Annotated in this window: 22 protein-coding genes; 11 read left to right on the plus strand and 11 right to left on the minus strand. The window is 51.3% G+C overall.

All coding sequences use genetic code 11. The annotated features are described in order from the left end of the window. Positions 1–159: 159 nt before the first annotated feature. The 6 genes from GEI7105_RS0127750 to GEI7105_RS32865 form a co-directional block, all read right to left on the minus strand. Positions 160–687 (minus strand): hypothetical protein, encoded by a 528-nt coding sequence (locus GEI7105_RS0127750; RefSeq protein ID WP_017663616.1) that lies wholly within the window; start codon positions 685–687, stop codon positions 160–162. Continuing rightward, the gene (locus GEI7105_RS38930) at positions 688–837 is read right to left on the minus strand and encodes a hypothetical protein (RefSeq protein WP_158413282.1); all 150 of its coding nucleotides are present in this window, start codon (positions 835–837) and stop codon (positions 688–690) included. It lies immediately after the preceding gene. A gap of 1 nt (position 838) precedes the next feature. Continuing rightward, a complete protein-coding gene (locus GEI7105_RS32860; RefSeq protein WP_051044249.1) occupies positions 839–1297 on the minus strand; it encodes a transposase in 459 nt (152 codons plus the stop codon). A 98-nt stretch (positions 1298–1395) separates the two neighbouring features. Then, positions 1396–2043: a tetratricopeptide repeat protein gene (locus GEI7105_RS0127760; protein ID WP_144054086.1), complete on the minus strand. Its 648-nt coding sequence runs from the start codon at positions 2041–2043 to the stop codon at positions 1396–1398. Positions 2044–2070: 27 nt separating this feature from the next. Then, a complete protein-coding gene (locus tag GEI7105_RS0127765; protein WP_218959093.1) occupies positions 2071–2856 on the minus strand; it encodes a hypothetical protein in 786 nt (261 codons plus the stop codon). Positions 2857–2917: 61 nt separating this feature from the next. Continuing rightward, positions 2918–3184, minus strand: a complete 267-nt coding sequence (locus tag GEI7105_RS32865) for a hypothetical protein (protein WP_017663620.1) — start codon at positions 3182–3184, stop codon at positions 2918–2920. A 582-nt stretch (positions 3185–3766) separates the two neighbouring features. On the opposite strand from GEI7105_RS32865, the gene GEI7105_RS41170 reads away from it, so the two are divergent. The 3 genes from GEI7105_RS41170 to GEI7105_RS0127785 all read left to right on the plus strand — a co-directional run bounded on the left by GEI7105_RS41170 (position 3767) and on the right by GEI7105_RS0127785 (position 5723). Beyond that, the gene (locus GEI7105_RS41170) at positions 3767–3988 is read left to right on the plus strand and encodes a helix-turn-helix domain-containing protein (RefSeq protein ID WP_071592157.1); all 222 of its coding nucleotides are present in this window, start codon (positions 3767–3769) and stop codon (positions 3986–3988) included. Between the two features lie 211 nt (positions 3989–4199). Next, positions 4200–4658 carry a transposase family protein gene (locus GEI7105_RS0127780; protein WP_017663621.1) on the plus strand — a complete coding sequence of 153 codons (459 nt, stop codon included), beginning with the start codon at positions 4200–4202 and terminating at the stop codon, positions 4656–4658. 72 nt (positions 4659–4730) lie between these two features. After that, entirely contained in the window at positions 4731–5723 is a 993-nt protein-coding gene (locus GEI7105_RS0127785; RefSeq protein ID WP_342662874.1) for an N-acetylglucosamine kinase, read from the plus strand. A gap of 269 nt (positions 5724–5992) precedes the next feature. Here the strand turns inward: GEI7105_RS0127785 and petL are convergent, their stop codons facing one another. Continuing rightward, positions 5993–6088 (minus strand): cytochrome b6-f complex subunit PetL, encoded by a 96-nt coding sequence (gene petL, locus GEI7105_RS0127795; protein ID WP_017663624.1) that lies wholly within the window; start codon positions 6086–6088, stop codon positions 5993–5995. A gap of 49 nt (positions 6089–6137) precedes the next feature. Here petL and aroB point away from each other — a divergent pair, with 49 nt between their 5' ends. Continuing rightward, a complete protein-coding gene (aroB, locus tag GEI7105_RS0127800) occupies positions 6138–7235 on the plus strand; it encodes a 3-dehydroquinate synthase (protein WP_017663625.1) in 1098 nt (365 codons plus the stop codon). Between the two features lie 127 nt (positions 7236–7362). Next, positions 7363–8442 carry an ATP-dependent 6-phosphofructokinase gene (locus tag GEI7105_RS0127805; RefSeq protein WP_026098021.1) on the plus strand — a complete coding sequence of 360 codons (1080 nt, stop codon included), beginning with the start codon at positions 7363–7365 and terminating at the stop codon, positions 8440–8442. A 19-nt stretch (positions 8443–8461) separates the two neighbouring features. On the opposite strand, the gene lepA is transcribed toward GEI7105_RS0127805, so the two are convergent. Next, a complete protein-coding gene (gene lepA / locus GEI7105_RS0127810) occupies positions 8462–10273 on the minus strand; it encodes a translation elongation factor 4 (RefSeq protein WP_017663627.1) in 1812 nt (603 codons plus the stop codon). A gap of 157 nt (positions 10274–10430) precedes the next feature. Between lepA and GEI7105_RS40850 the strand changes: the two genes are divergently transcribed. Then, positions 10431–11525 (plus strand): pentapeptide repeat-containing protein, encoded by a 1095-nt coding sequence (locus tag GEI7105_RS40850; protein WP_017663628.1) that lies wholly within the window; start codon positions 10431–10433, stop codon positions 11523–11525. Positions 11526–11591: 66 nt separating this feature from the next. Here the strand turns inward: GEI7105_RS40850 and GEI7105_RS0127820 are convergent, their stop codons facing one another. From GEI7105_RS0127820 to GEI7105_RS0127830, 3 genes are all read right to left on the minus strand, one after another. Then, positions 11592–13070, minus strand: a complete 1479-nt coding sequence (locus tag GEI7105_RS0127820; protein ID WP_017663629.1) for a SulP family inorganic anion transporter — start codon at positions 13068–13070, stop codon at positions 11592–11594. 179 nt (positions 13071–13249) lie between these two features. Continuing rightward, positions 13250–14557: an MlaD family protein gene (locus tag GEI7105_RS32870; RefSeq protein ID WP_017663630.1), complete on the minus strand. Its 1308-nt coding sequence runs from the start codon at positions 14555–14557 to the stop codon at positions 13250–13252. Positions 14558–14595: 38 nt separating this feature from the next. Further along, a complete protein-coding gene (locus GEI7105_RS0127830; protein ID WP_051044256.1) occupies positions 14596–15420 on the minus strand; it encodes an ABC transporter ATP-binding protein in 825 nt (274 codons plus the stop codon). A 144-nt stretch (positions 15421–15564) separates the two neighbouring features. Between GEI7105_RS0127830 and GEI7105_RS0127835 the strand changes: the two genes are divergently transcribed. From GEI7105_RS0127835 to GEI7105_RS41360, 5 genes are all read left to right on the plus strand, one after another. Then, positions 15565–16938 (plus strand): gluconeogenesis factor YvcK family protein, encoded by a 1374-nt coding sequence (locus GEI7105_RS0127835; RefSeq protein WP_017663632.1) that lies wholly within the window; start codon positions 15565–15567, stop codon positions 16936–16938. A gap of 122 nt (positions 16939–17060) precedes the next feature. Continuing rightward, positions 17061–19049 carry an ABC transporter ATP-binding protein gene (locus GEI7105_RS0127840; protein WP_017663633.1) on the plus strand — a complete coding sequence of 663 codons (1989 nt, stop codon included), beginning with the start codon at positions 17061–17063 and terminating at the stop codon, positions 19047–19049. A 114-nt stretch (positions 19050–19163) separates the two neighbouring features. Continuing rightward, positions 19164–19493, plus strand: coding sequence for a hypothetical protein (locus GEI7105_RS0127845; protein WP_017663634.1), 330 nt, complete (start codon positions 19164–19166; stop codon positions 19491–19493). A gap of 166 nt (positions 19494–19659) precedes the next feature. Beyond that, on the plus strand, positions 19660–20640 hold the full coding sequence (locus tag GEI7105_RS32875) for an RNA-guided endonuclease TnpB family protein (RefSeq protein WP_017663635.1): 981 nt from the start codon (positions 19660–19662) through the stop codon (positions 20638–20640). A gap of 58 nt (positions 20641–20698) precedes the next feature. Beyond that, a partial coding sequence (locus tag GEI7105_RS41360) for a transposase (protein WP_245555520.1) occupies positions 20699–20753 on the plus strand: 55 nt, incomplete at its 3' end.

Here is a 20753-nt window from a genome sequence, read left to right on the forward strand (position 1 = left end):
AATTGATTCTGGCTCGAAACCTAACAGCTAAAATACTTGAAATCTCGTTCTTGATTCTTAATAGTAGAGCCTATTTTTCAATAATCTTGAATTAATCGAGATGCCCTTTATTATAAACTTGAAAAAGCATTTTTGGAAATTTCAGATAAGATTGCTAATTCAGTCTTGGAGTTGGCGAATAAAGCTTGGATCGTCAAATACATATCCATCAAAGCTTGCATCTGGGGGTAGTCCAAGTGTTGCTAAAATTCCATTGCTCACTTCATATTGGTCTCTGGTGATCGATCGATCTCGTACGTACCCTAATGCTACTTTGCCAGTTTCAATAGCATAAATCCAGTAATTTTTGCCACATAAACCATCAGGATCTGCATCATACATAGGACCAGGAATTGCCATCCAATTGTCATTGTCATCGCATCCTAAGCTTCGAGCATTTTCACAGTTGTTATCGCAGGCAAATAAGACTGTTGGTGGATCGCAATCATTAGACCAAGCAGAATTCTGAAGTAAGTGATTGCAACTTCCTTCAGCCAAAATCTCAATACCCCTTCCATAAATGCCCTCTATAGGATTATCTTTCGTAAATTCGTCTGGAGCTGCCTCTGGAGATAGAGCTTCTTTGGCATCTGAAACCTTCGCCTCTTCCTGACACCGATCGCAAGTTCCGACAATAAGTAGCTCCACTTAATTAAAAATAAAACGCTCTACTTCAAATTCACCCTGTTCTCCTCGATGCTTCATTCCCTCTATAATTCCTTCAACTAAATCATATTCATCTTGAAATACTCGCCCTCTTAATTCATCTTTCTTCAGGTGTAACCACTGATCTTCCATTCTAGTCATTTGCGGATTGTAACTGGCTTGAAAAAAGATTAGTAATCCTTGTTTTTTTCCAATAACTCTGCCTTTCTTTGGCTTTTAACGCTCGGTGAATTGAGGCATTGTCATTGACAATTACTGTGAATTGTCCGGTCTCAAACAGTCTCTTGCTGGCTTGTTTAGCTTGGGCATCTAAAAATTGAATATATCTCTGGGCATTAAAACTACATCCGATCAGTCCATACTCTAATTTCCGATCGGGTTCCCAGACTCCCATAATATTTATTCGTCTTCCTCTTCTTTCTTTTTGCCTGACTATTTTTTGTTTTCCCACTTCTCCATAACTATAAACCAACGGACTTTGAGGACAACATCCTGACTCGTCTAAATACATTAAGGTGATTAAACCCATTTCTGCCCACTTCTTCAGCATTGCCAAATCTTGCTTTTTGGCTTCCACTTCTTTGGGACTCATGCCTAAAGGGGGGGTAGTGCTGCACTCTAATGATGCTGGTCAGCCAAAATTCTTCCGTGGCAAGGATTTAAGAATCCAAATAGCATTACTCCTCATCACTACTCATTCTCTAAAGACTGGAGGCGACTCGCCCAATAATTGGCTTTTTCTTCATCAGATTCTAAACCGGGCAGTCCTTCACGATAGGCTCGTTCTAAAAATTCTTGTGATGATTTCCGCCCAGCTTCTGCGGCTTGGGTAAAGTAGAGTATTGCCTTAGCTATATCTCGATCGCCACCTTGTCCCTCTAAATACATTTCTCCGACTCGGTGATAGGCATAAGAAGAGTTATTTTCTCCAGCTTGTAAATACCAGTTTAAAGCCTTAGTATAATCTTCATGCTGGGATTGAAAACGCTCGGGTAAGTTGAGTTGCCCAGAGTAGATATCAGCTAAAACCTGTTGAGCGAACGGACTTCCATGTTCTGCAGCAGATAACAGCCAGTGTATTCCCTCTTGGGGATCTCGGCAAAGGAGAATCATTCCTAAATTGTTTTGAGCGATAGAATACCCTGCTTTGGCTGCTAAACTATACCAATATATCGCTTTTTCAAAATCTACTGAAGTACCTTGACCTAATGAATACATTCCTCCAACTATTGACTGCGCTCTAACATTACCCGCTTCAGCTAATGCTAGAAAAATAGAAAATGCTGATTTATAGTCTCCAGACTCGTAAGCGGCATCTGCTTCCTTGAAAGTTGACACGATTTCCTTTTCTTTTGTAGCTCTAGGCTAGTTGAATTCACCAGTCAGAATTGTCGGGAGATCTAGCCAAGGTTTTTTCTGTTGTAAGTATCTTTCTCCTTGTAAACTTTCCACATCGAGAGCAATGTGGTCTGCCACCTTCTTCGCCCACTCTAGCAACTCATCCCGCTCGGAAGGACTCAAGTTGTTGGCCAGAATATTGAGAGATTGAATTGTCCATTCAGCGTTGGCGATCGATAAAATCATGTAGCCGTACTCAGAATAATCTAAACCCGACTCTGCTTCTTCTTGTGTCGGTGGAGGCGCAACACGCTGAACCTCTATGTCTAGCTCTTTGGATTTTCTCTTCAGGGCGGCAGCATTTGCCTCAACTAGGCGAGTAGATAAATGACTAGATTTTTCGGGTTTGGGTCTGTCGCTGGCACAGAAAATAGCACGCCATGCCGCTAAAGTTTCTTGGATTTTATTGTTGATGAAGTGCCGTCTTGCCCAAAGCTCAAAATCCATCGCAACACGATCGGATGTTCGACTTGCCAGTTCTTCAAGTGCTTGAGTCAAACTCCTACGGATTATCTGACTTTCTGCTTCAAAAAAAACCGGTTGTGTCGCCGCTTGAAAACCTTCATCATAAGAGGCTCTCAGTTGTTGGGGCAAACCATTCAAAGCTGACGGTCTATCGACCAGCACTTCAGGCAAACCTAATAAAGGGAGGAATGGCTCCACCCAAGACAATACGGGCATCTCGAAGGCGGCTTTCCATCGTGAGATGTGTCCGTCCCATTCTGACTCCTGAGAATTTGTGTTTGATGACACGCTCTTGCTCTCCAATTTTTAGCTTTAACTTCTTTTCAGGCATCCTCCGAACGACATTACCTCAGTCTGTGAAGTGCGTATAAACTTCGCCCTTATAAGGCTTCCAAAAGTATTCCGTCTTAAAAGGAACGAACCCAAGAGGCTTATTTGCATCTTCATATATTTTTTCAGAAATAACTAATCCATTCAAGTCTACATCAGCTTTACCGTTTCTCGGTATTAGCTCGTGATAGAATCTAAAAGCGTCAACTTCTACACCGACAAGAGCATATCTAAAAGAAGGCGATTTTTTTAAATGCCGATATAGTAGAAAGCCAATCTCTGTCATTTCATTTGCATCTTCGTGACTCCGAATACCCGATTCACTCAGTCCAATAGGAATTAGGTTGAACCACCAATCAACTAAGGCGCGATCGCCAGTTCGGTAGATATACGTGCGATATTTGAACTTACGTCCGTTCGAGAGTCGTAGATTTAGCTTTTCAAAGTGGGCAGCGATCGCCTTAATCTCTCGCTCAGATCAACATTCTACACAGAGACCAAAAAACCATCCCATAGCCTAAGACTTACCTCTCATTGCGAATCTTGATATCTTAGTTCTTCCAGAGTTACTACGGTAGACATCTTCATGATATCATAAAAATACGAAAGTGTGCTAAAACTTATTAAATTTACTTGTAAGGAATCGGAACAATGAATAATTACACTTGGAATTATATTCAATCTCATCCGAAAGAAACTAAAAGATTGCTGGGACTCGATTATGAATTCCTAAAAGCTCTGATAGAATTCGGGAAGATTGGGTGCATCTCAATTCTGCGATAAGTATAAATACTTAAAGGAGTAAATCCCCTTCTAGCAGTCCTTGAGGAAGATATTGACAAATTGCCGAACTTGTGTATTTGCAAAAGTGAGATGCACCCGGAAGATTCTCCATCAACGAAAAAAGCAAGAACAGGAAAAACAGAAAATAAGAATCAATAAAGCAGGCGGAGGGAATCATCCTAAACTATCCGAAGAATCTCAAATTGCTTTGATGCTAGTTTATTTGAGACATAATTTAAGTTTCCAAATTTTAGGACTGCTATTTCAAGTCAGTGAGTCAACAGGACATAAATTCTTTAGCTATTGACAAATAATATTTCAAGAAAGTTTACCTCCTAGTCTTTTGGAAAAACTCAAAAATTCTCCAGAAAAACTCGAAAAAATTCGCGAGAAATTGACTTACTATGAACTTATAGTCGATAGCGTAGAGCAGCCCATATAAAGGCTTTCAAGCTATGAAGAGAAAAAAATATTATTCAAGCAAGAAAAAAAGACATACATTAAAAAATTAGCTAATTGTGTTACCCGAAGGAAAAGATATTGTCGATGTGGTAGTCGGAAAAACCAGACCCACGAGTGATGTTAGGATTTGTAGAGAAGTTCTCGAGAAGTTCGATCGTGAGCAAGGTGTTAGTGGCGATAAAGCTTATCTAGGAGAATCGCAAATTAGAACCCCATCGAAAAAGCCAAAAAATGGAGAATTAACGAAAGAGCAAAAAGAAGAAAATAAAGTTTTATCGTTTCAGAGATTTTTTGTGGAACACTTAATTAGACTTCTCGAGATATTTAAGGTGTTGCAAGAAAGATTTTGCTTAAATAAAAAGCGATATAAATCTGTATTTTTAATCGTTTGTGGCTCGATCGGATTAAGAATTAAGGCAATAACTTTTAAAATCATTAAATGGACTGAATCAGAGCCGGTAATTAACGTTGCAATGGGTTATAGTTTTAGAGAGAAATTGGATTTTGAGACGTGAAACACCTAAAAATTCGTTGGTCGTGCTAAATCTAAATATTGACTTGGGCTAAAACTGCCTAAATCGATTGCTGTGACTAAGTTATCATTGTTGGATATCGTTATTTGGCGTGCAATGCAAGCAGTTTTAGGAGTGGACGGGGGCGGTACGAAGACCGTTTGTCTGTTGACCGATACGACGGGAAAAATTCTCGGACGGGGCGAAGCTGGGGCGTCGAACTATCAAAGCGTTGGGGGCGAGGCGGCGTATCGATCGCTCCTCAATGCGATCCGAGAGGCGATCGCCGGACAAGAGGTAACGGTACGGGGAATCGCCCTCGGTTTGGCGGGAATCGGACGACCGGAAGACGAAGCCATCGTTCGAGATTGGGTGGAACTGCTGCAAGACGACGATCGCCTCTCGCTACGGTGGTCGTTACCTCCGAAGGGCGTTTGCGTCTGTCACGACTGCGCGATCGCTTTGGCTGGGGGCTTGGGGCGCGAGGTGGGAGTCGCTACCATCGCCGGAACGGGGTCGATCGTTTACGGCCGCAACCGTCTCGGACACACGGCGCGATCGGGGGGATGGGGCTATCTCCTCGGCGACGAGGGGAGCGGTTACGATATCGCCCGACAGGGGTTACAAGCGATCGCACGGGCGTTCGACGGACGATCGCAACCCACAGCCCTATCGGACGCCTTTCGATCGCATTTGGGATTGCAGGATTTGCGCGACCTCGTGGAACGGGTTTATCGACGGGGGTGGACGGCCAAAGATATCGCCGCCTTAGCCCCCGTGGTGGATAAAGTCGCGTCCCAAGGCGATCGCGTCGCAGAGGCGATCGTCGATCGCGCGGCGTCGGAGTTAGCTTTGGCGACGAAAACTGTCGCGGGACAGCTATTCGACCCTCTCGAACCCTTTGAAATCGTGACGGTGGGCGGTTTGTGGCACGGAACCTCGGCGTTACGCCAACAGTTCGCCCAACAGGTTACGACAGAGCTTCCCGCCTCAGCGGTCGTCTGGCCGCGCCACGAACCCGCTTACGGAGCGGCGTTAACGGTTCTTCGGGTGTTGGGAAAACGGTGAGATTCGCAACGAAGGATTCGATACCACAAATAGAGTTATTTGGGATGTTTTTTTAATATAAATTAACTTAGATAGCGATCGCAGCGAACGAAACCGAAAACTTCGACCTCGAAACGCGATCGACGCGGGAACTCGCAGAAGGCTCGAGCCATCCGGTATTATCGAAAATGCTCGAGCGCTGGAGTCCGTGCAGAAAATTTCGGCAGGCAAAAGTGCAGACGCGATCGCAGTGTCGATCGCGTCCGAATCAAAGCGACAACGCGGCCGGTCTAGATCAATTTAACAGCACGCAATCCGAGCAGCAGCACGACGGCCAGACCGAACGCACCGCCGAGCATGAACAGATACGCCAGAACACCAGACATTTGGCTATCTCCTTTATTTCTCTCAATACCGATCGAACTTCATTAAACCATGACGCAGCCCGTTATTCGTGTGAACTTGCCGCAAGACCCTTACGAAATCGCGATCGCTTCCGACGGACTCGATCGCCTTGGAAGTTGGATGAAATCCCTCGACCTCGGTAAAAAAGCGATGCTAGTGTCGAACCCGACCGTGTTCGATCGTTACGGAAAACGGGCGATCGCGGCTTTAGAAGCAGCGGGATTCGAGGCGTCTCACTATCTGTTCCCCGACGGCGAGGAATACAAAACCTTCGATTCAGTTCGGGGATTTTACGATGCGGCCTTAAACGAAAAACTCGAACGGTCTTCGACCGTCGTTGCGCTCGGAGGGGGTGTCGTCGGGGATATGACCGGCTTTGCGGCGGCGACGTGGCTGCGAGGCATTCACTTCGTACAGGTTCCCACCTCGTTACTGGCGATGGTGGACGCTTCCATCGGCGGTAAAACCGGCGTCAACCACCCCCAAGGAAAAAACCTCATCGGGGCGTTCTATCAGCCTCGCCTGGTATTAATCGACCCGAACGTTTTGAAAACCCTTCCCGATCGGGAATTTCGCGCGGGAATGGCAGAAGTCATCAAATACGGCGTCATTTGGGACGCAGAGCTGTTCGGACAGTTAGAATCGGCAGCAAAGCTCGATCGCCTCGACCAGTTATCGCCCGAGCTGCTACAAGAGATTTTAGTGCGATCGTGTCAGGCCAAAGCCGACGTGGTCAGTCGAGACGAAAAAGAAGCGGGACTGCGGGCAATTCTCAACTACGGCCATACGATCGGTCACGCCGTCGAAAGCTTGACGGGATACACCGAACTGTTACACGGCGAAGCGGTCGGAATCGGTATGGTGGCCGCCAGTCGTCTCGCCGTCGCGATGGACTTGTGGGATCGCCGTTGCGACGATCGCCAGTTGGCGTTAATCGAGAAAACCGGACTTCCGACCCGAATTCCCCAAGGTGTGGATTTCGACGCCATCGTTGCGAAATTACAGACCGATAAAAAAGTCAAAGACGGTCGAGTTCGCTTCGTATTGCCAACCGAGATCGGACGAGCGACGATTAGCGATCGCATCACAGAAGATCTCGTGCGATCGGCACTAGAAACCATGTGTTAACAGCAGTTAACCTGTCCTGTCAGCAAACGATCGCAATAACGATCCTAAAGTTTCCCAAAAGTTTTCCAGTGAATAGAAAGTCTGTGCTTCATACTCGAATCGTTCTGTGTTCGAGCGAGACTTCACCGTGGGACAACGCAAACGGATCGGAATTCTCACCAGTGGCGGCGACTGTGCCGGACTCAACGCCGCCATTCGCGCCGTCGTGCGCTGCGCCAGAACCTATGACTGGGAGGTGTGGGGAATCTCCCAAGCGACCCAAGGGCTGATGGAACGACCGCCGAAAGCCCTACTCCTAAGTATCGACGATGTCGATCGCACCCTGACGATGGGCGGAACGATCCTCGGGACGACCAACAAAGGCGATCCGTTTGCCTTTAAAATGCCCGACGGTCGCGTTTGCGATCGCTCCCAAGACATCATCAACGGCTACCACCAACTCGGACTCGACGCCCTCATCGGGATCGGCGGCGACGGTAGCCTCGCCATTCTCCATCGCATTGCCACCGAGGGTAACATTCCCTTTATCGGTATTCCCAAAACTATCGATAACGACGTGGGCATTACCGAACGGTCGATCGGTTTCGACACCGCCGTCAACATCGCCACAGAAGCCCTCGATCGCCTTCACTTTACCGCCGCCAGCCACAACCGCGTCATGGTATTGGAAGTCATGGGGCGGGACGCCGGACACATCGCCCTCAACGCCGGGATTGCAGGGGGCGCTCACGTTATTGTCATTCCCGAAATTCCCTACAGGTTACAAAACATCTGTAAGACCATTCAAGGTCGCCAGCAACGAGGACAACACTATTCGATCGTCATCGTATCTGAAGCCGTTTGTACGGAGAACGGCGAACACATTACCAAAATGCAGCAGTTTGGCGAATGTCGCCTCGGCGGTATCGGCCAGTACCTCGCCGATAAAATTGGAGACTGTACGGGGGCTGAAACCCGCGTAACGGTTTTGGGACACACCCAACGGGGCGGGATTTCGTCTCCACTCGATCGCCTGTTGGCCTCCTCGTTCGGCGTCGCCGCCGTCGAAGCGATCGCCCGAGGAGAGTTCGATCGCATGGTGACGTGGCAGCATCGCGAGGTTATTACCGTTCCCATCGAAGAAGCGATAAAAACCTACTGCGCCGTCGATCCCAACGATACGCTCGTCACAACGGCTCGCGGGTTGGGCATCTGTTTGGGAGATTGACCACCTCAGTCGGTTTCCCCTACTCCTGTTCGAGTTTCAACATGGCCATAAACGCCTCTTGCGGCACGTCTACCGTACCGATTGCTTTCATGCGTTTCTTCCCTTTGGCCTGTTTCTTCAACAGTTTCTTCTTCCGAGAAATATCGCCGCCGTAACACTTGGCCAACACGTCCTTTCGCAACGCTGGAATGTGTTCGCTGGCAATAATCCGACTACCGATCGCCGCTTGCAACGGCACCTTAAACTGATGGCGGGGAATCAATTCCTTGAGTTTTTCGACTAACGCCCGTCCTACCGGATAGGCTTTATCGCGGTGAACGATCGCCGCCAGCGCATCCACGGGGTCGCCGTTAACCATCACGTCGAGACGGACCAAATCGTTGGGACGGTAGCCGATGAGCTGATATTCCATACTGGCATAGCCGCGCGATCGTGACTTAATGCGATCGAAGAAGTCCGTCACCACCTCCGCCAACGGTAACTCGTACACCAGCGTCGTTCGCGTCGGCGTCAGATACTTCATATCCGTAAACTCGCCTCGCCGGGACTGGCACAACTCCATCAGCGTTCCCACGTATTCTTCCGGCGTAATCAACTCGATCCGCACGTAGGGTTCCTCGATTTTTTCCCGCTGCACGGGATCGGGCATCAAACTGGGGTTGTCCACCTGAATCTCTTCCCCGTCCGTCTTCGTCACCCGATAGACCACCGAGGGGGACGTAGTAATTAAATCTAAATCGTACTCCCGTTCGAGCCGTTCCTGCACGATTTCCATGTGCAACAGCCCCAAAAAGCCGCAGCGGAAGCCGAATCCCATCGCACTAGAGGTTTCCGGTTCGTAATTGAGGGCGGCGTCGTTGAGTTTCAGCTTTTCCAGGGCTTCCCGCAAATCCTCAAATTGGTCGGCGTCCGTGGGGAACAAACCACAAAACACCATCGGTTTGGCTTCCGTGTAACCGGGAAGGGGGGCTTCGGCGGGGGTTTTAGCCAGGGTGATGGTGTCCCCCACACGGGCGTCTTCAACGGCTTTAATCGCGGCGGCCAGATAGCCCACTTCTCCGGCGTGGAGTTCTTCGACGGGTTGTTGTGTCGGGGCGAGAATGCCGATTTCGTCGAGATCGTATTCCTTTTTCGAGGCCATCAAGCGGATGCGATCGCCCTGTTTCAAGGTTCCGTCCATGACCCGGAAATAGACAATGACGCCGCGATAGGGGTCGTAATAACTATCGAAAATCAACGCCCGCAGCGGTTCTTTAACCGTGTCTTGCGGTGGCGGAACCAGATGCACCAGGGATTCGAGGATTTCGGGAATGCCGATACCTTGTTTGGCCGAGGCGTGAATGGCTTGAGAACAGTCGAGTCCGATAACTTCCTCGATTTCTTCCTTAACCCGTTCCGGTTCTGCCCCCGGAAGGTCGATTTTGTTGAGAACCGGGATAATTTCGAGGTCGTGTTCGAGAGCTAAATAGACGTTGGCCAGGGTTTGGGCTTCCACCCCTTGGGAAGCGTCTACTACCAACAACGCCCCTTCGCAAGCGGCTAGCGATCGCGACACCTCGTAAGTAAAGTCTACGTGACCCGGCGTATCGATCAAATTAAGGACGTAGTGCTGGCCATCTCGGGCTTTGTAGTCCATACGAGCGGCTTGCAACTTGATCGTAATACCCCGTTCCCGTTCCAAATCCATGTTGTCGAGGAACTGGTCTTTCATTTTGCGCTGTTCGACCGTTCCAGTGTGCATGAGCAGGCGATCGGCAAGGGTCGATTTGCCGTGGTCGATGTGCGCGATAATCGAAAAATTGCGAATGTGGGAAACGGGTACGTCGGTCATACAATCGAAGGGTAAGAGCAAAAGCGATCGGCGATCGATCGAAAATCAAGGCGACTTCACATATTGTAAGGCTTCTCCGAGCGACTCGACGACGGGAGGATAATGAGATGATGGAGTGAGATGATGGAGTGGTGAGATTACGAGATACGTCGAACCGATGATAAACCCACCCGAGGAAGGAATTCGATCGCCCCAGGAACTGCTACGACGGTACGCCGCCGGAGAACGCGAGTTCGAGCAGGTTCGCTTGAGCGAAGCGGACTTACATAACGCCATTTTGCACGGGATCGACCTCAGCGAAGCCATTCTCAACGACGCGAACCTGAGTCGTGCGGACTTGCGCGGGGCAGATTTCAGTTGGGCCGATCTCAGCGGTGCCAATTTGTGCGGAGCGGACTTGCGCGGGGCAATTTTCACCCGTGCGGATTTAACCGACGCTAACCTCACCCACGCCAACTTACTCAAAGCCGATTTGAGTTTAGCTAATCTAGAAAACGCCGATCTCAGCGAGGCAATTCTTCCCGACGGAACGTTACAAGGGGCATCTCCGCAACCTGAAACGATTCCAACGCCGACAGCCCACGAGTCGGCCCCGACAAAGTTCAAACTGTATTACCATCCGATTTCAGCCAACGCTCGCCGGGTGTGGATCGCGTTGTTTGAAAAAGGGGTTTCGTTCGAGTTATCGCGGTTAGAACTCAATGGGGATCAATTGCAGCCCGAGTTCGTGGCGTTAAATCCGTTCCATCACGTTCCCGTATTGGAAGATGGCGATTTCGTGGTGGTGGAATCTCTGGCAATTTTGGATTACCTCGAGGCGAAAGTTCCCGAACCGCCGTTAATGCCAATGGAACCGAAAGCCTTGGCGATCGCCCGAATGGTAGAGTGTGTCACCACCAACGAACTGTTGCCCAAAATGAACCTGCTAATTCGTCACGGGATGGGATTTAGCACCGTGGACGAGACGGCACTTGAAAAAGCCCACAAAGAGATTCACACAGTTCTAGACTTTTTCGAGGAGAAACTCGGCGACGCCCCCTATTTCGGCGGCAAAACCCTCTCGCTGGCAGATATCGTCAGCGGAACCCTGGTGTTGTGGTTGCCCCAGTTCGGGGTTTCCCTGGAGGCTCACCCTCGCGTCAACGCCTGGAACGATCGCCTCAGCCAGCGGGACAGTTGGCAGCAAACGCAACCGACTCCCGCCGAAGTCGAGGCGTTTAAATCCAAAATGCAAGCCTTGATGGAGCAGTGATGGAGCGTTCCCGCGACCCCAACGGTTGGGGTCGCCACGCCGACTCAAAACACTAACTCTACGAACTCAGTGATTGCTCAAATCTTGCAGTGCTTCGGGTTTATCGAAAACGGCGTGTTGGTCGAGGAGGGTCGCACTGGCTTCGTTCAACCCCATGAGTTTGACTTCGACGCCGTTACGACGGAAGCCTAAGACGACTTTATCGACAGCGGCCACCGCCGAGCGATCCCATAGGTGAGCGTGGGAGAGATCGATCGCCACGAGATCGAGATCTTCTTTAAAATCGAAGGCTCGTACGAACCGCTCGACTGAGACAAAGAAAATCTGTCCGGCGACGCTATAAATTCGTTCGTTTTTGTCGGGACTCGACACGGAATCGATAAAGACCAACTGAGCGATTTTCTGCGAGAAAAAGATCGTACTCAACGCGACACCTGCCAAAACGCCCCAGGCTAAGTTATGGGTCGCGATCGTCACTACAACTGTCGTCACCATCGTCGCCGTTTCGCCGCGAGGGAGGCGATGGATATGGGAAATCGACGACCAGCTAAAGGTTCCGATCGATACCATAATCATGACCGAGACGAGTGCTGCCATCGGAATTTGTCGCACCCAGGTTCCCAGTACCAAAATAAAGAACAACAGAAAAATTCCGGCACTGAGGGTAGACAGGCGCGTCCGACCGCCGGATTTTACGTTAATGACAGACTGGCCGATCATGGCACATCCAGCCATCCCGCCGAACAATCCCACGAGAATGTTAGCGATACCTTGACCGGTTGCTTCTCGGTTTTTGTCGCTCGAGGTGTCGGTCAGTTCGTCGATGACGCTGGCCGTTAAAAACGATTCGAGCAATCCCACCATCGATAGGGGTAAAGCATAGGGAAACACGATCGTTAGGGTTTCCCAATCGAGCGGAACTTGGGGAACGCCGAAGGTCGGAAGTGTCGTCGGGAGTTCTCCCATATCGCCGACGGTGGGAACTTCGAGACCCGCGATCGCCGCGATCGCCGTTAAAGTGACGATCGCCACCAGCGGCGACGGAACCACTTTCGTAAAACGCGGCAAAATGTAAATAATCGCCAAGCCGCCGAGAACCATCGGATAAACAACCCACGGAACGTCGATCAGTTGGGGAAGTTGGGCGTCGAAAATTAAAATTGCCAACGCGTTCACGAATCCCAGCATTACGGCTTTGGACACGAAACGCATATATTTGCCGACTTTTAACAAACCCCAACCAATTTGCAGAATTCCCGTTAGAAGTGTGGTAGCTAACAGATATTCGACACCGTGGTTGCGTACCAGCGTTACCATTAACAACGCCATCGCCCCCGTTGCAGCCGAAATCATGCCCGGCCGTCCGCCGAAAAAGGCGATCGTTACCGCCATGATAAAAGAGGCGTACAATCCAACTTTGGGATCGACACCGGCAATAATCGAAAAGGCGATCGCCTCGGGAATTAAGGCTAACGCCACGACAGCACCCGCCAGCAAGTCGGCAGGTAGGTTAGAAAACCAATTTTTTCGGATCGCAACGGTCATTTATTTCTTACCAGACTCCATCCAAAACGCCGCACTCCAGACGTGCGAATCTTGTAACAATCGTTCACACTCTACTATCCCGATGGGCAGCTTGTCATGGCGAAATCGATCGCGATCGCACTGGAAACCACAACGATTTCCCCGATCGATGGAGCAGTTAACGAGTTACTGTCAAAGTTTCAATCGTCCCGGTGCGATCGCCTGGATTTTTCTGCATCTTCAGGCTGTACCCGTCTCGTATCGCTGTCGCGTTCGCGCGGAGGCGACAGTTCCCCAGGAACGAGCGTTCGAGCCAGTTGAGTTTCCCGTTCTAACTCTTCAGTGAGCGAGACCAAACCGCTCAATCCATTGACGATGCGCCGTAAATTTTCCCGAAATGCCGGATCGCCCGTTAAATCGTCTAAATCCGAGGTAATTTTTTCGACGTTTTGAAAGGTCGATCGCGCCGAATCTAACGTTTGCTGCAACAACACGATCGTCGAGGGATCGTTGACAGAATCGGACAAGTCGCGCAAGTTCGCCGATGCGGCCGCTGCGTTGGCCGACAACACCGTCGCGTTGGCCATCAACGTTTCGAGATCCGCCAACACCGGCGATTCCGTCAAACGGCTCAAGTTCGCGTTGGCCAGTTCCAAGGTGCGATCGCTGCGCTGTAACAACGGCGTCAACTCCGCCGCCGCGCGATTTAACTCCAAACTCAAGCGATTGACGTTATCCAAAGTCGAGACTAAACTCGCCCGGTTGGTTTCGAGGGATTCATTAGCCGTTCGCGTCAACCGCTCCATCTCCTGTGCTGTCGCTCCAAACTGTTCGACCACGCGTCCGACGGTTTGCGTCGTCGCCAACGCCGAATCCGACAGCACTGCGATCTCGTCTTGGAACGACTCGCTCAACGCCGACATATCCCGAGCCAGTTGTGCGATCTCCTCAGTCGCCTGAGTCGTACTTTCGAGCAACGCCTGTAGGTTCCTCACCATTTCGGGATCGGCGAAAGCTTGGGTGAACTGTGTCGAAGACCGCATCAACTCCTCGAAACTGATGCCGACCTGTCCCGGTAAGCGATCGCCGTCGCACACGATCGCCTCAGAATTACAGTCCGACGACACGGGAGACGCCAAAGACACCGGATCGACGATCGGCTGAGGGGGCGGAATCAGATCGATCGTCGTCTCTGCAATCAACCCCCCCTGATTGGCTTCGATGCGCTGGGGACGGAGAATTTTCAACTCGGCCGACGAAATTTCCACGTGGACGTCTACCCCGTTAGCACCGGGAACGATTTCAGTCGATCGCCCCACCGTCACGCCGCGATAGCGCACGGGCGCCCCGGCTTGCATCCCCACCACGTTCTCGAATTCGATGACGAACTGATAAGTTCGCCGTCCCAAACTGACGCCGCGCAGCCACAACACCAGCACGCCTAACAACCCCAATCCTAAAATCACAAACAGCCCTAACGAGCCTTCTTGAAGCGTTCGCGATCGCATAGATTGCCTCTCGTGCCTTCCTGTCAACCTTCCGACGACTACACCGCCGCTCGAATCGGGCCGCTGACGCTCCCAGTACGAAACTGGCGAATTAACGGATTTTCCGTCATATCTAACTCGTCAACGTTGCCTTCCCACTGTACTTTACCGCGATACAGGAAAAGCAGGCGATCGGTCGTGCGACGAATCGTACTTTCCTGGTGCGTCACCATCACGTAAGTCCCACAACTACAGTAGCGGTTTCCCCGGTGTAAATCGCGAATCAAATCCTCTACAACGGTCGAAACAATGGGATCGAGTCCTGCCGTCGGCTCGTCATACAACAATACCTCGGGCGTATGGGTCGGATCGTCGGGATCGGCGATAATCGCTCGGGCGAAACTGACCCGCTTTCGCATTCCCCCGGACAGTTGCGACGGGTACAAGTCCGCCGTTCCCGGCAGTCCCACCCGCTCTAAACTGTCTTCGACCAATTCCCGAATACGCTGACGCGACAGCCGCGAGTGCTGGTACAGTAAAAAACCCACGTTTTCGTCTACGGTCAGGGAGTCGAACAATGCCGCCTGTTGAAACACCATACCGATGCCGATGGGATCGCGACCGTCTTCGATCAGCCCTTTTCGGAGCTGACCTTTAACGTAAATTTCTCCCTCATCTGGCGGCATCAACCCCGCAATCAACCGCAGGATCGTCGATTTCCCCGTCCCCGAGGGGCCGATAATTCCCAGGGCTTCACCGCGATAGACTGTCAAGTCTACGCGATCGAGGATGACGTTCTCGCCAAACGCCTTCGACACGCCCTTCAGTTCCACGATCGGTTCGTGAGGACAATCTACCCGATCGCCGTTCGATCGCTCGTCCATCGATCTCGCCTCGTCCACCAGCACGACTGCTCTATCATGTTGCCATATCGATCGAGCCGACATCCGGGTCGATCTCGATCTCCGAGCGCCTTCTCCCCTCGGCGTCACGAGATCTCCCTTCTACAGCAGCGTCGAAATTTCGCGATGAAACAAGTTTTGAAGGATATTAAGCGGGAATCCCGCACTCGTACTCCCTACCGTGCCAAACAGTGGTTTAAATGGCTCTCTCCCGGCTTATCTTACAAACGCTGGTTGCTGCTCAGCGCGACGGGAGTGTTGTTCGTGGGTTTGGGCGTCGCGATTTGGACGAAACTCACGCCGGTTTTCTATCTGCTCCAATTCACCAAAGGTCTTCTCGGCACCATTACCAACCTGATTCCGAATTACATCAGCGGTCCTTTGGTCGTGTTAGCGGGGATTCTGTTCGTATTTTGGGGACAAACCCGCAGCATGGGATCGATTCGCGACGCCCTGCAACCCGAAAGCGACGGCGAGCTGATCGACGCTCTCATCCAACGCCGACGCCTTCATCGCGGTCCGAAAATCGTTGCCATCGGCGGCGGAACGGGACTTTCGACGTTGCTGCGAGGACTCAAAGCCTATAGTGCCAACATTACCGCCGTGGTGACGGTGGCCGACGACGGCGGCTCCTCGGGACGCTTGCGCCGCGATTTCGGAATGTTGCCCCCCGGAGACATTCGTAACTGTTTAGCGGCCTTGGCAGACGAGGAAACCCTGTTGGCGGAGCTGTTTCAATATCGCTTTCGCGGGGGGAGCGGCTTGAGCGGCCACAGTTTCGGTAATTTGTTCCTCACGGCGATGGCGGAAATTACGGGCGATTTGGAGCAGGCCGTCGCGGCGAGTTCTCGCGTGCTAGCCGTGCGCGGACAAGTCCTTCCGGCGACGCTAACGGATGTGACCCTCTGGGCCCGGCTCGAGGACGGACGCCGCATTGAAGGAGAATCGAGCATTACGGAAGCTCGCGGCAAAATCGCGGAAATCGGCTGTCTGCCCGAACGTCCCCCCGCACTGCCCCGCGTGCTAGATGCGATCGCCGAGGCCGACGCGATCGTCATCGGGCCGGGCAGTCTCTACACGAGCATTATTCCCAACCTCTTGGTTCCCGACATCGTCCGGGCGATCGCCAAACGCAACGTTCCCTGTATTTACGTCTGCAACATCATGACGGAACCGGGGGAAACGGACGGCTATACGGTCTCCGATCACGTGCGAGCCATCGATCGCGCTTGCGGCGATCGCCAACTTTTCGAGACGGTTCTCGTCCAAAACCAACAGCCTTCAGCCCAGGCGTTAATTCGCTACGCTCAAAAAAAATCCCATCCCGTGGATCTCGATCGCGACGTGGTCGAACGGCTCGGACGCCAAATTTTCCTGGCCAATATCATGTCTGAAGATCCGGCTTCTGGCTCGGTTCGTCACAATAGTTCCCGGTTAGCACGTGTTTTAATGCGTTGGTTCGAGCGTCAAAAGCGGGGTCGATGGGGTGAGAAGATGTGACCTAAATTGCTGATAAAGATGGAAGAGTTTGCGATACTGAAATTTTAATCGCTTCTTTGAATGGCCGTCGGTCTCCCCACCCCCCGTCACTGTTTCACTATCGTATGACCTCCAATTTCCCCATGAACGATACCGTCCTCGACGTTCGCAACTTACAGGTTCACTTTCAAACTGACGATCGACTCGTTCGAGCAGTGGACGGGATCGACTTACAAGTCAAACACGGTCAAACCCTCGGCCTGGTCGGCGAGTCGGGATCGGGAAAATCGGTTACGTCTCTGGCCGTCATGGGACTGATCCCGACGCCTCCGGGTCGTATCGGTGGCGGTGAAATCTGGTTTGACGATCCTCAGTCGAGCGATCGCCAGTCGGTCGATTTGTTGCGTCTGTCGCCGAAGCAGTTGCGATCGTATCGGGGAGGACGCATCGCCACGATTTTTCAGGAACCCATGAGCGCCCTCAATCCGGTCTATACCATCGGGTTTCAACTGATCGAGGCGATTCGACTCCATCAAAACGTCACGAAGGAACAGGCGCAGCGACAGGCGATCGCCCGTTTGCAAGAAGTGCAACTTCTCCCCGACGAGGATACGCTGCGGGAACAGGCGATCGAGGAATTGAGCCAAACCCTGGACAAACCGGGAAAACGGGAAGTTCTCAAACACGTCGAACGGCGCAAGCAAGCTCTGCTCGATCGCTACCCCCACCAACTATCGGGGGGACAACTGCAACGGGTGACGATCGCCATGGCGATTTCTTGCGATCCCGCTCTCCTCATCGCCGACGAACCCACCACCGCCCTCGACGTGACGGTTCAGGCGACGATTCTCAACCTATTGCGGGAACTGCGCCAACGCCATCAAATGTCGATGATTTTTATCACCCACGATTTGGGGGTCATCGCGGAAATTGCCGATACGGTGGCGGTCATGTATCGGGGAAAAATCGTCGAAACCGGCTCGGTACGCGAGCTGTTTACGCGTCCCCAACATCCCTACACGAAAGGACTCCTCGCCTGTCGCCCGCAGCCGGAACGACGCCTGCGCTATCTTCCGACGGTGGCGGATTTTATGGAGGCGAACGGGCAAACGATCGACGGAACCTCGCTGGCTGCCTCGTCGCCGGAATCGGAGTCGCCGGAATCGGACCTTCGAGAAGCCCGTCGCGTCGATCCCCAGGACGTCGAACGTCTGTCGTCCGAACGGACGGCGTCCCCGGCTTCCCCACCTGCGACTTCTAAAGACGCGATCGTTTCGGATTTGGAAATGGCGCAACGACTCGCTCACCTCCAGCGTCAATCCCCTTTGTTAGAGGTGAAAGATTTACAAGTGGGCTATCCGGTTCGGGGTTTGTTCGGACAGGCGCAACGCTACGCAATGGCCGTCAACGGGGTTTCGTTTCAGGTATATCCGGGGGAAACGTTGGGCTTGGTAGGCGAGTCGGGTTGCGGGAAAACCACCCTCGCCCGTACGTTACTGCGCCTCATCGAACCCATCAGCGGCCAGATTTGGTTTGAAGGACGCAACGTCGCGCAGTTGACGCAGAAACAGTTGCGGTTTTTGCGTCGCAATATGCAGGTAATTTTTCAAGATCCGTTTAGTTCTCTCAATCCTCGGATGACGGTGGGTGCGGCGATCGTGGAACCGATGAAAATTCACGGGTTCGGACGCAGCGATACGGAACGGCGAGAACGTACGGCGTGGTTGTTGGAACGGGTGGGGTTGAGTCCCGAGTTCACGAACCGTTATCCCCACGAGTTTTCGGGAGGACAGCGACAGCGGATATGTATCGCGCGGGCGTTGGCACTCAATCCGAAGTTCGTGATTTGCGACGAGTCGGTTTCGGCACTCGACGTTTCGGTGCAGGCGCAGGTGTTGAATTTGTTGAAGGAGCTTCAGGGAGAGTTCGGACTCACGTATATTTTTATTTCCCACGATTTGAGCGTGGTGAAGTTTATGAGCGATCGCATCATGGTTATGAATCGCGGCAAAATTGAGGAAATCGGCGCGGCCGATCGCGTGTACCGAGAACCCCAGCAGGCTTACACGCAACAACTGATCGCCTCGATTCCTAAAGGCTATCCCGTCGAGGTGTTTCCGCGATCGTCGTAACGGCGGCAAACCCTCCGAGTCATTCGTCGGAGGTTAAAGATTCCTAACAAATTTCACCAAATATTACTAACTGGCTATATGGTGGTGTTAAGAGCGTAAGGAGAAAAGGATGTTATGACTGTTCGCGCCACAACCCATCCGTTAAAAACCCACGCAATTACCTTAACCAGTAATATTTCGAGTACGACTGTGACGGGCGATCGCATTTCCCGTCTCGAAACCTCCCCCGATCCCGGCGAATCCTCAGTTCATTTGGAATTTAAAGTCCAACCCCAATCGGGAACGTCGGATATGGCCTGCGGTGCAGAAGAACTCGATTTTATCCTCGAAGCGGACGACGCCGTCGAACTCGGAATGTCCCTCCTCGAAATGGGGTTGGGTCATACCGATCGATCGCGTCTGCAAGAAGTTTTCGATCGCCTATCTCATTTAATCGCCCATTAAGCTTGGAGAACGAAACCCTCGAATTCTTGTATGGCGATCGACGACCGAGCCGGTGTAGAAGATGACCGGGACACCAACAAGCCCCGTCCTTCCAGGGCGGGGTGAGAGATGTTGCGGCTTCAGCCTAGCTATAGTAGAATGATACTAGGTCAATAAGTATCAAGTCGTGTTTGTTCTCGAGTACAAAGTTAATCCAAAGCCTCACCAAGTCCAAGCCATCGACGAAGCAATTCGGACGACTCAGTTCGTCCGCAATAAAGTTTTGCGTTACTGGATGGACCATCGGGGTGTGGGTAAGACTGAGTTATTTCGGTACAACACACGACTGAGAAAAGAGTTTAAATTCGTCGAAGAACTCAACTCTCATGCTTGTCAAACGGCGGTTGAGCGAACCCTGAGAGCTATTACTCGTTTTTACGAAAACTGTAAAAACCAAGTCAAAGGGAAGAAGCGGTGCGACCCCGCGCCGTCGCACGGCGCTAGGGCTTGCCCTGAGCTTAGTCGAAGGGAACGCGCACCAAGAGAAGGTTATCCTCAATTCAAGAGGAATACTCGTTCAGTCGAGTATAAAGTTTCGGGTTGGAAACTTTCAGAAGACAGAAAGCACATTGTCTTCACCGACAAGAAGGGTATCGGACATTTGCGTTTAATTGGTTCGAGAGATTTAAATTATTACCACCCCGAGCAGATTAAACGAGTCAGGATTCTCAAAAGAGCCGATGGATACTACGTTCAGTTTTGCATCAAGCTCGATCCGAGACTGACGGTGTCCAAACCTTTAACCCCTTCTCAAAAAGCGGTAGGTATTGATGTGGGCTTGAAGTATTTTTTGGCAGACAGCCAAGGAAATATCGAGCCAATCCCTCAACTTTACCGAAAAAGCGAAAAGCAACTCAATCGGCTCAACCGTCAAAAATCTAAGAAGTTTCGTAAAGGACAACCCCAGTCGCAAAACTATCGAAAAGCGAGACAGCGATATGCTCGCAAACATTTAAGAGTAAGTCGGCAGCGAGAAGAGTTTGTCAAAAGAGTGGCACTCCGCCTAATCCAATCTAACGATTTGGTGGCCTACGAAGACTTAAATGTTGCAGGGCTAGTCAAGAATCGTCATCCCCCCTTCGCCCCCCTAGCGGGGTTGGGGGGATGATGCGGGATGGACACTGTTTCGTCGTTGGCTCGAATACTTTGCCGACAAATACGGGAAGATAGCCATTGCCGTACCGCCTCACCATACCAGTCAAAACTGTTCGAGTTGTGGGG

The sequence above is a fragment of the Baaleninema simplex PCC 7105 genome (genome assembly GCF_000332355.1).
Classification (GTDB): domain Bacteria; phylum Cyanobacteriota; class Cyanobacteriia; order Cyanobacteriales; family Geitlerinemataceae; genus Baaleninema; species Baaleninema simplex.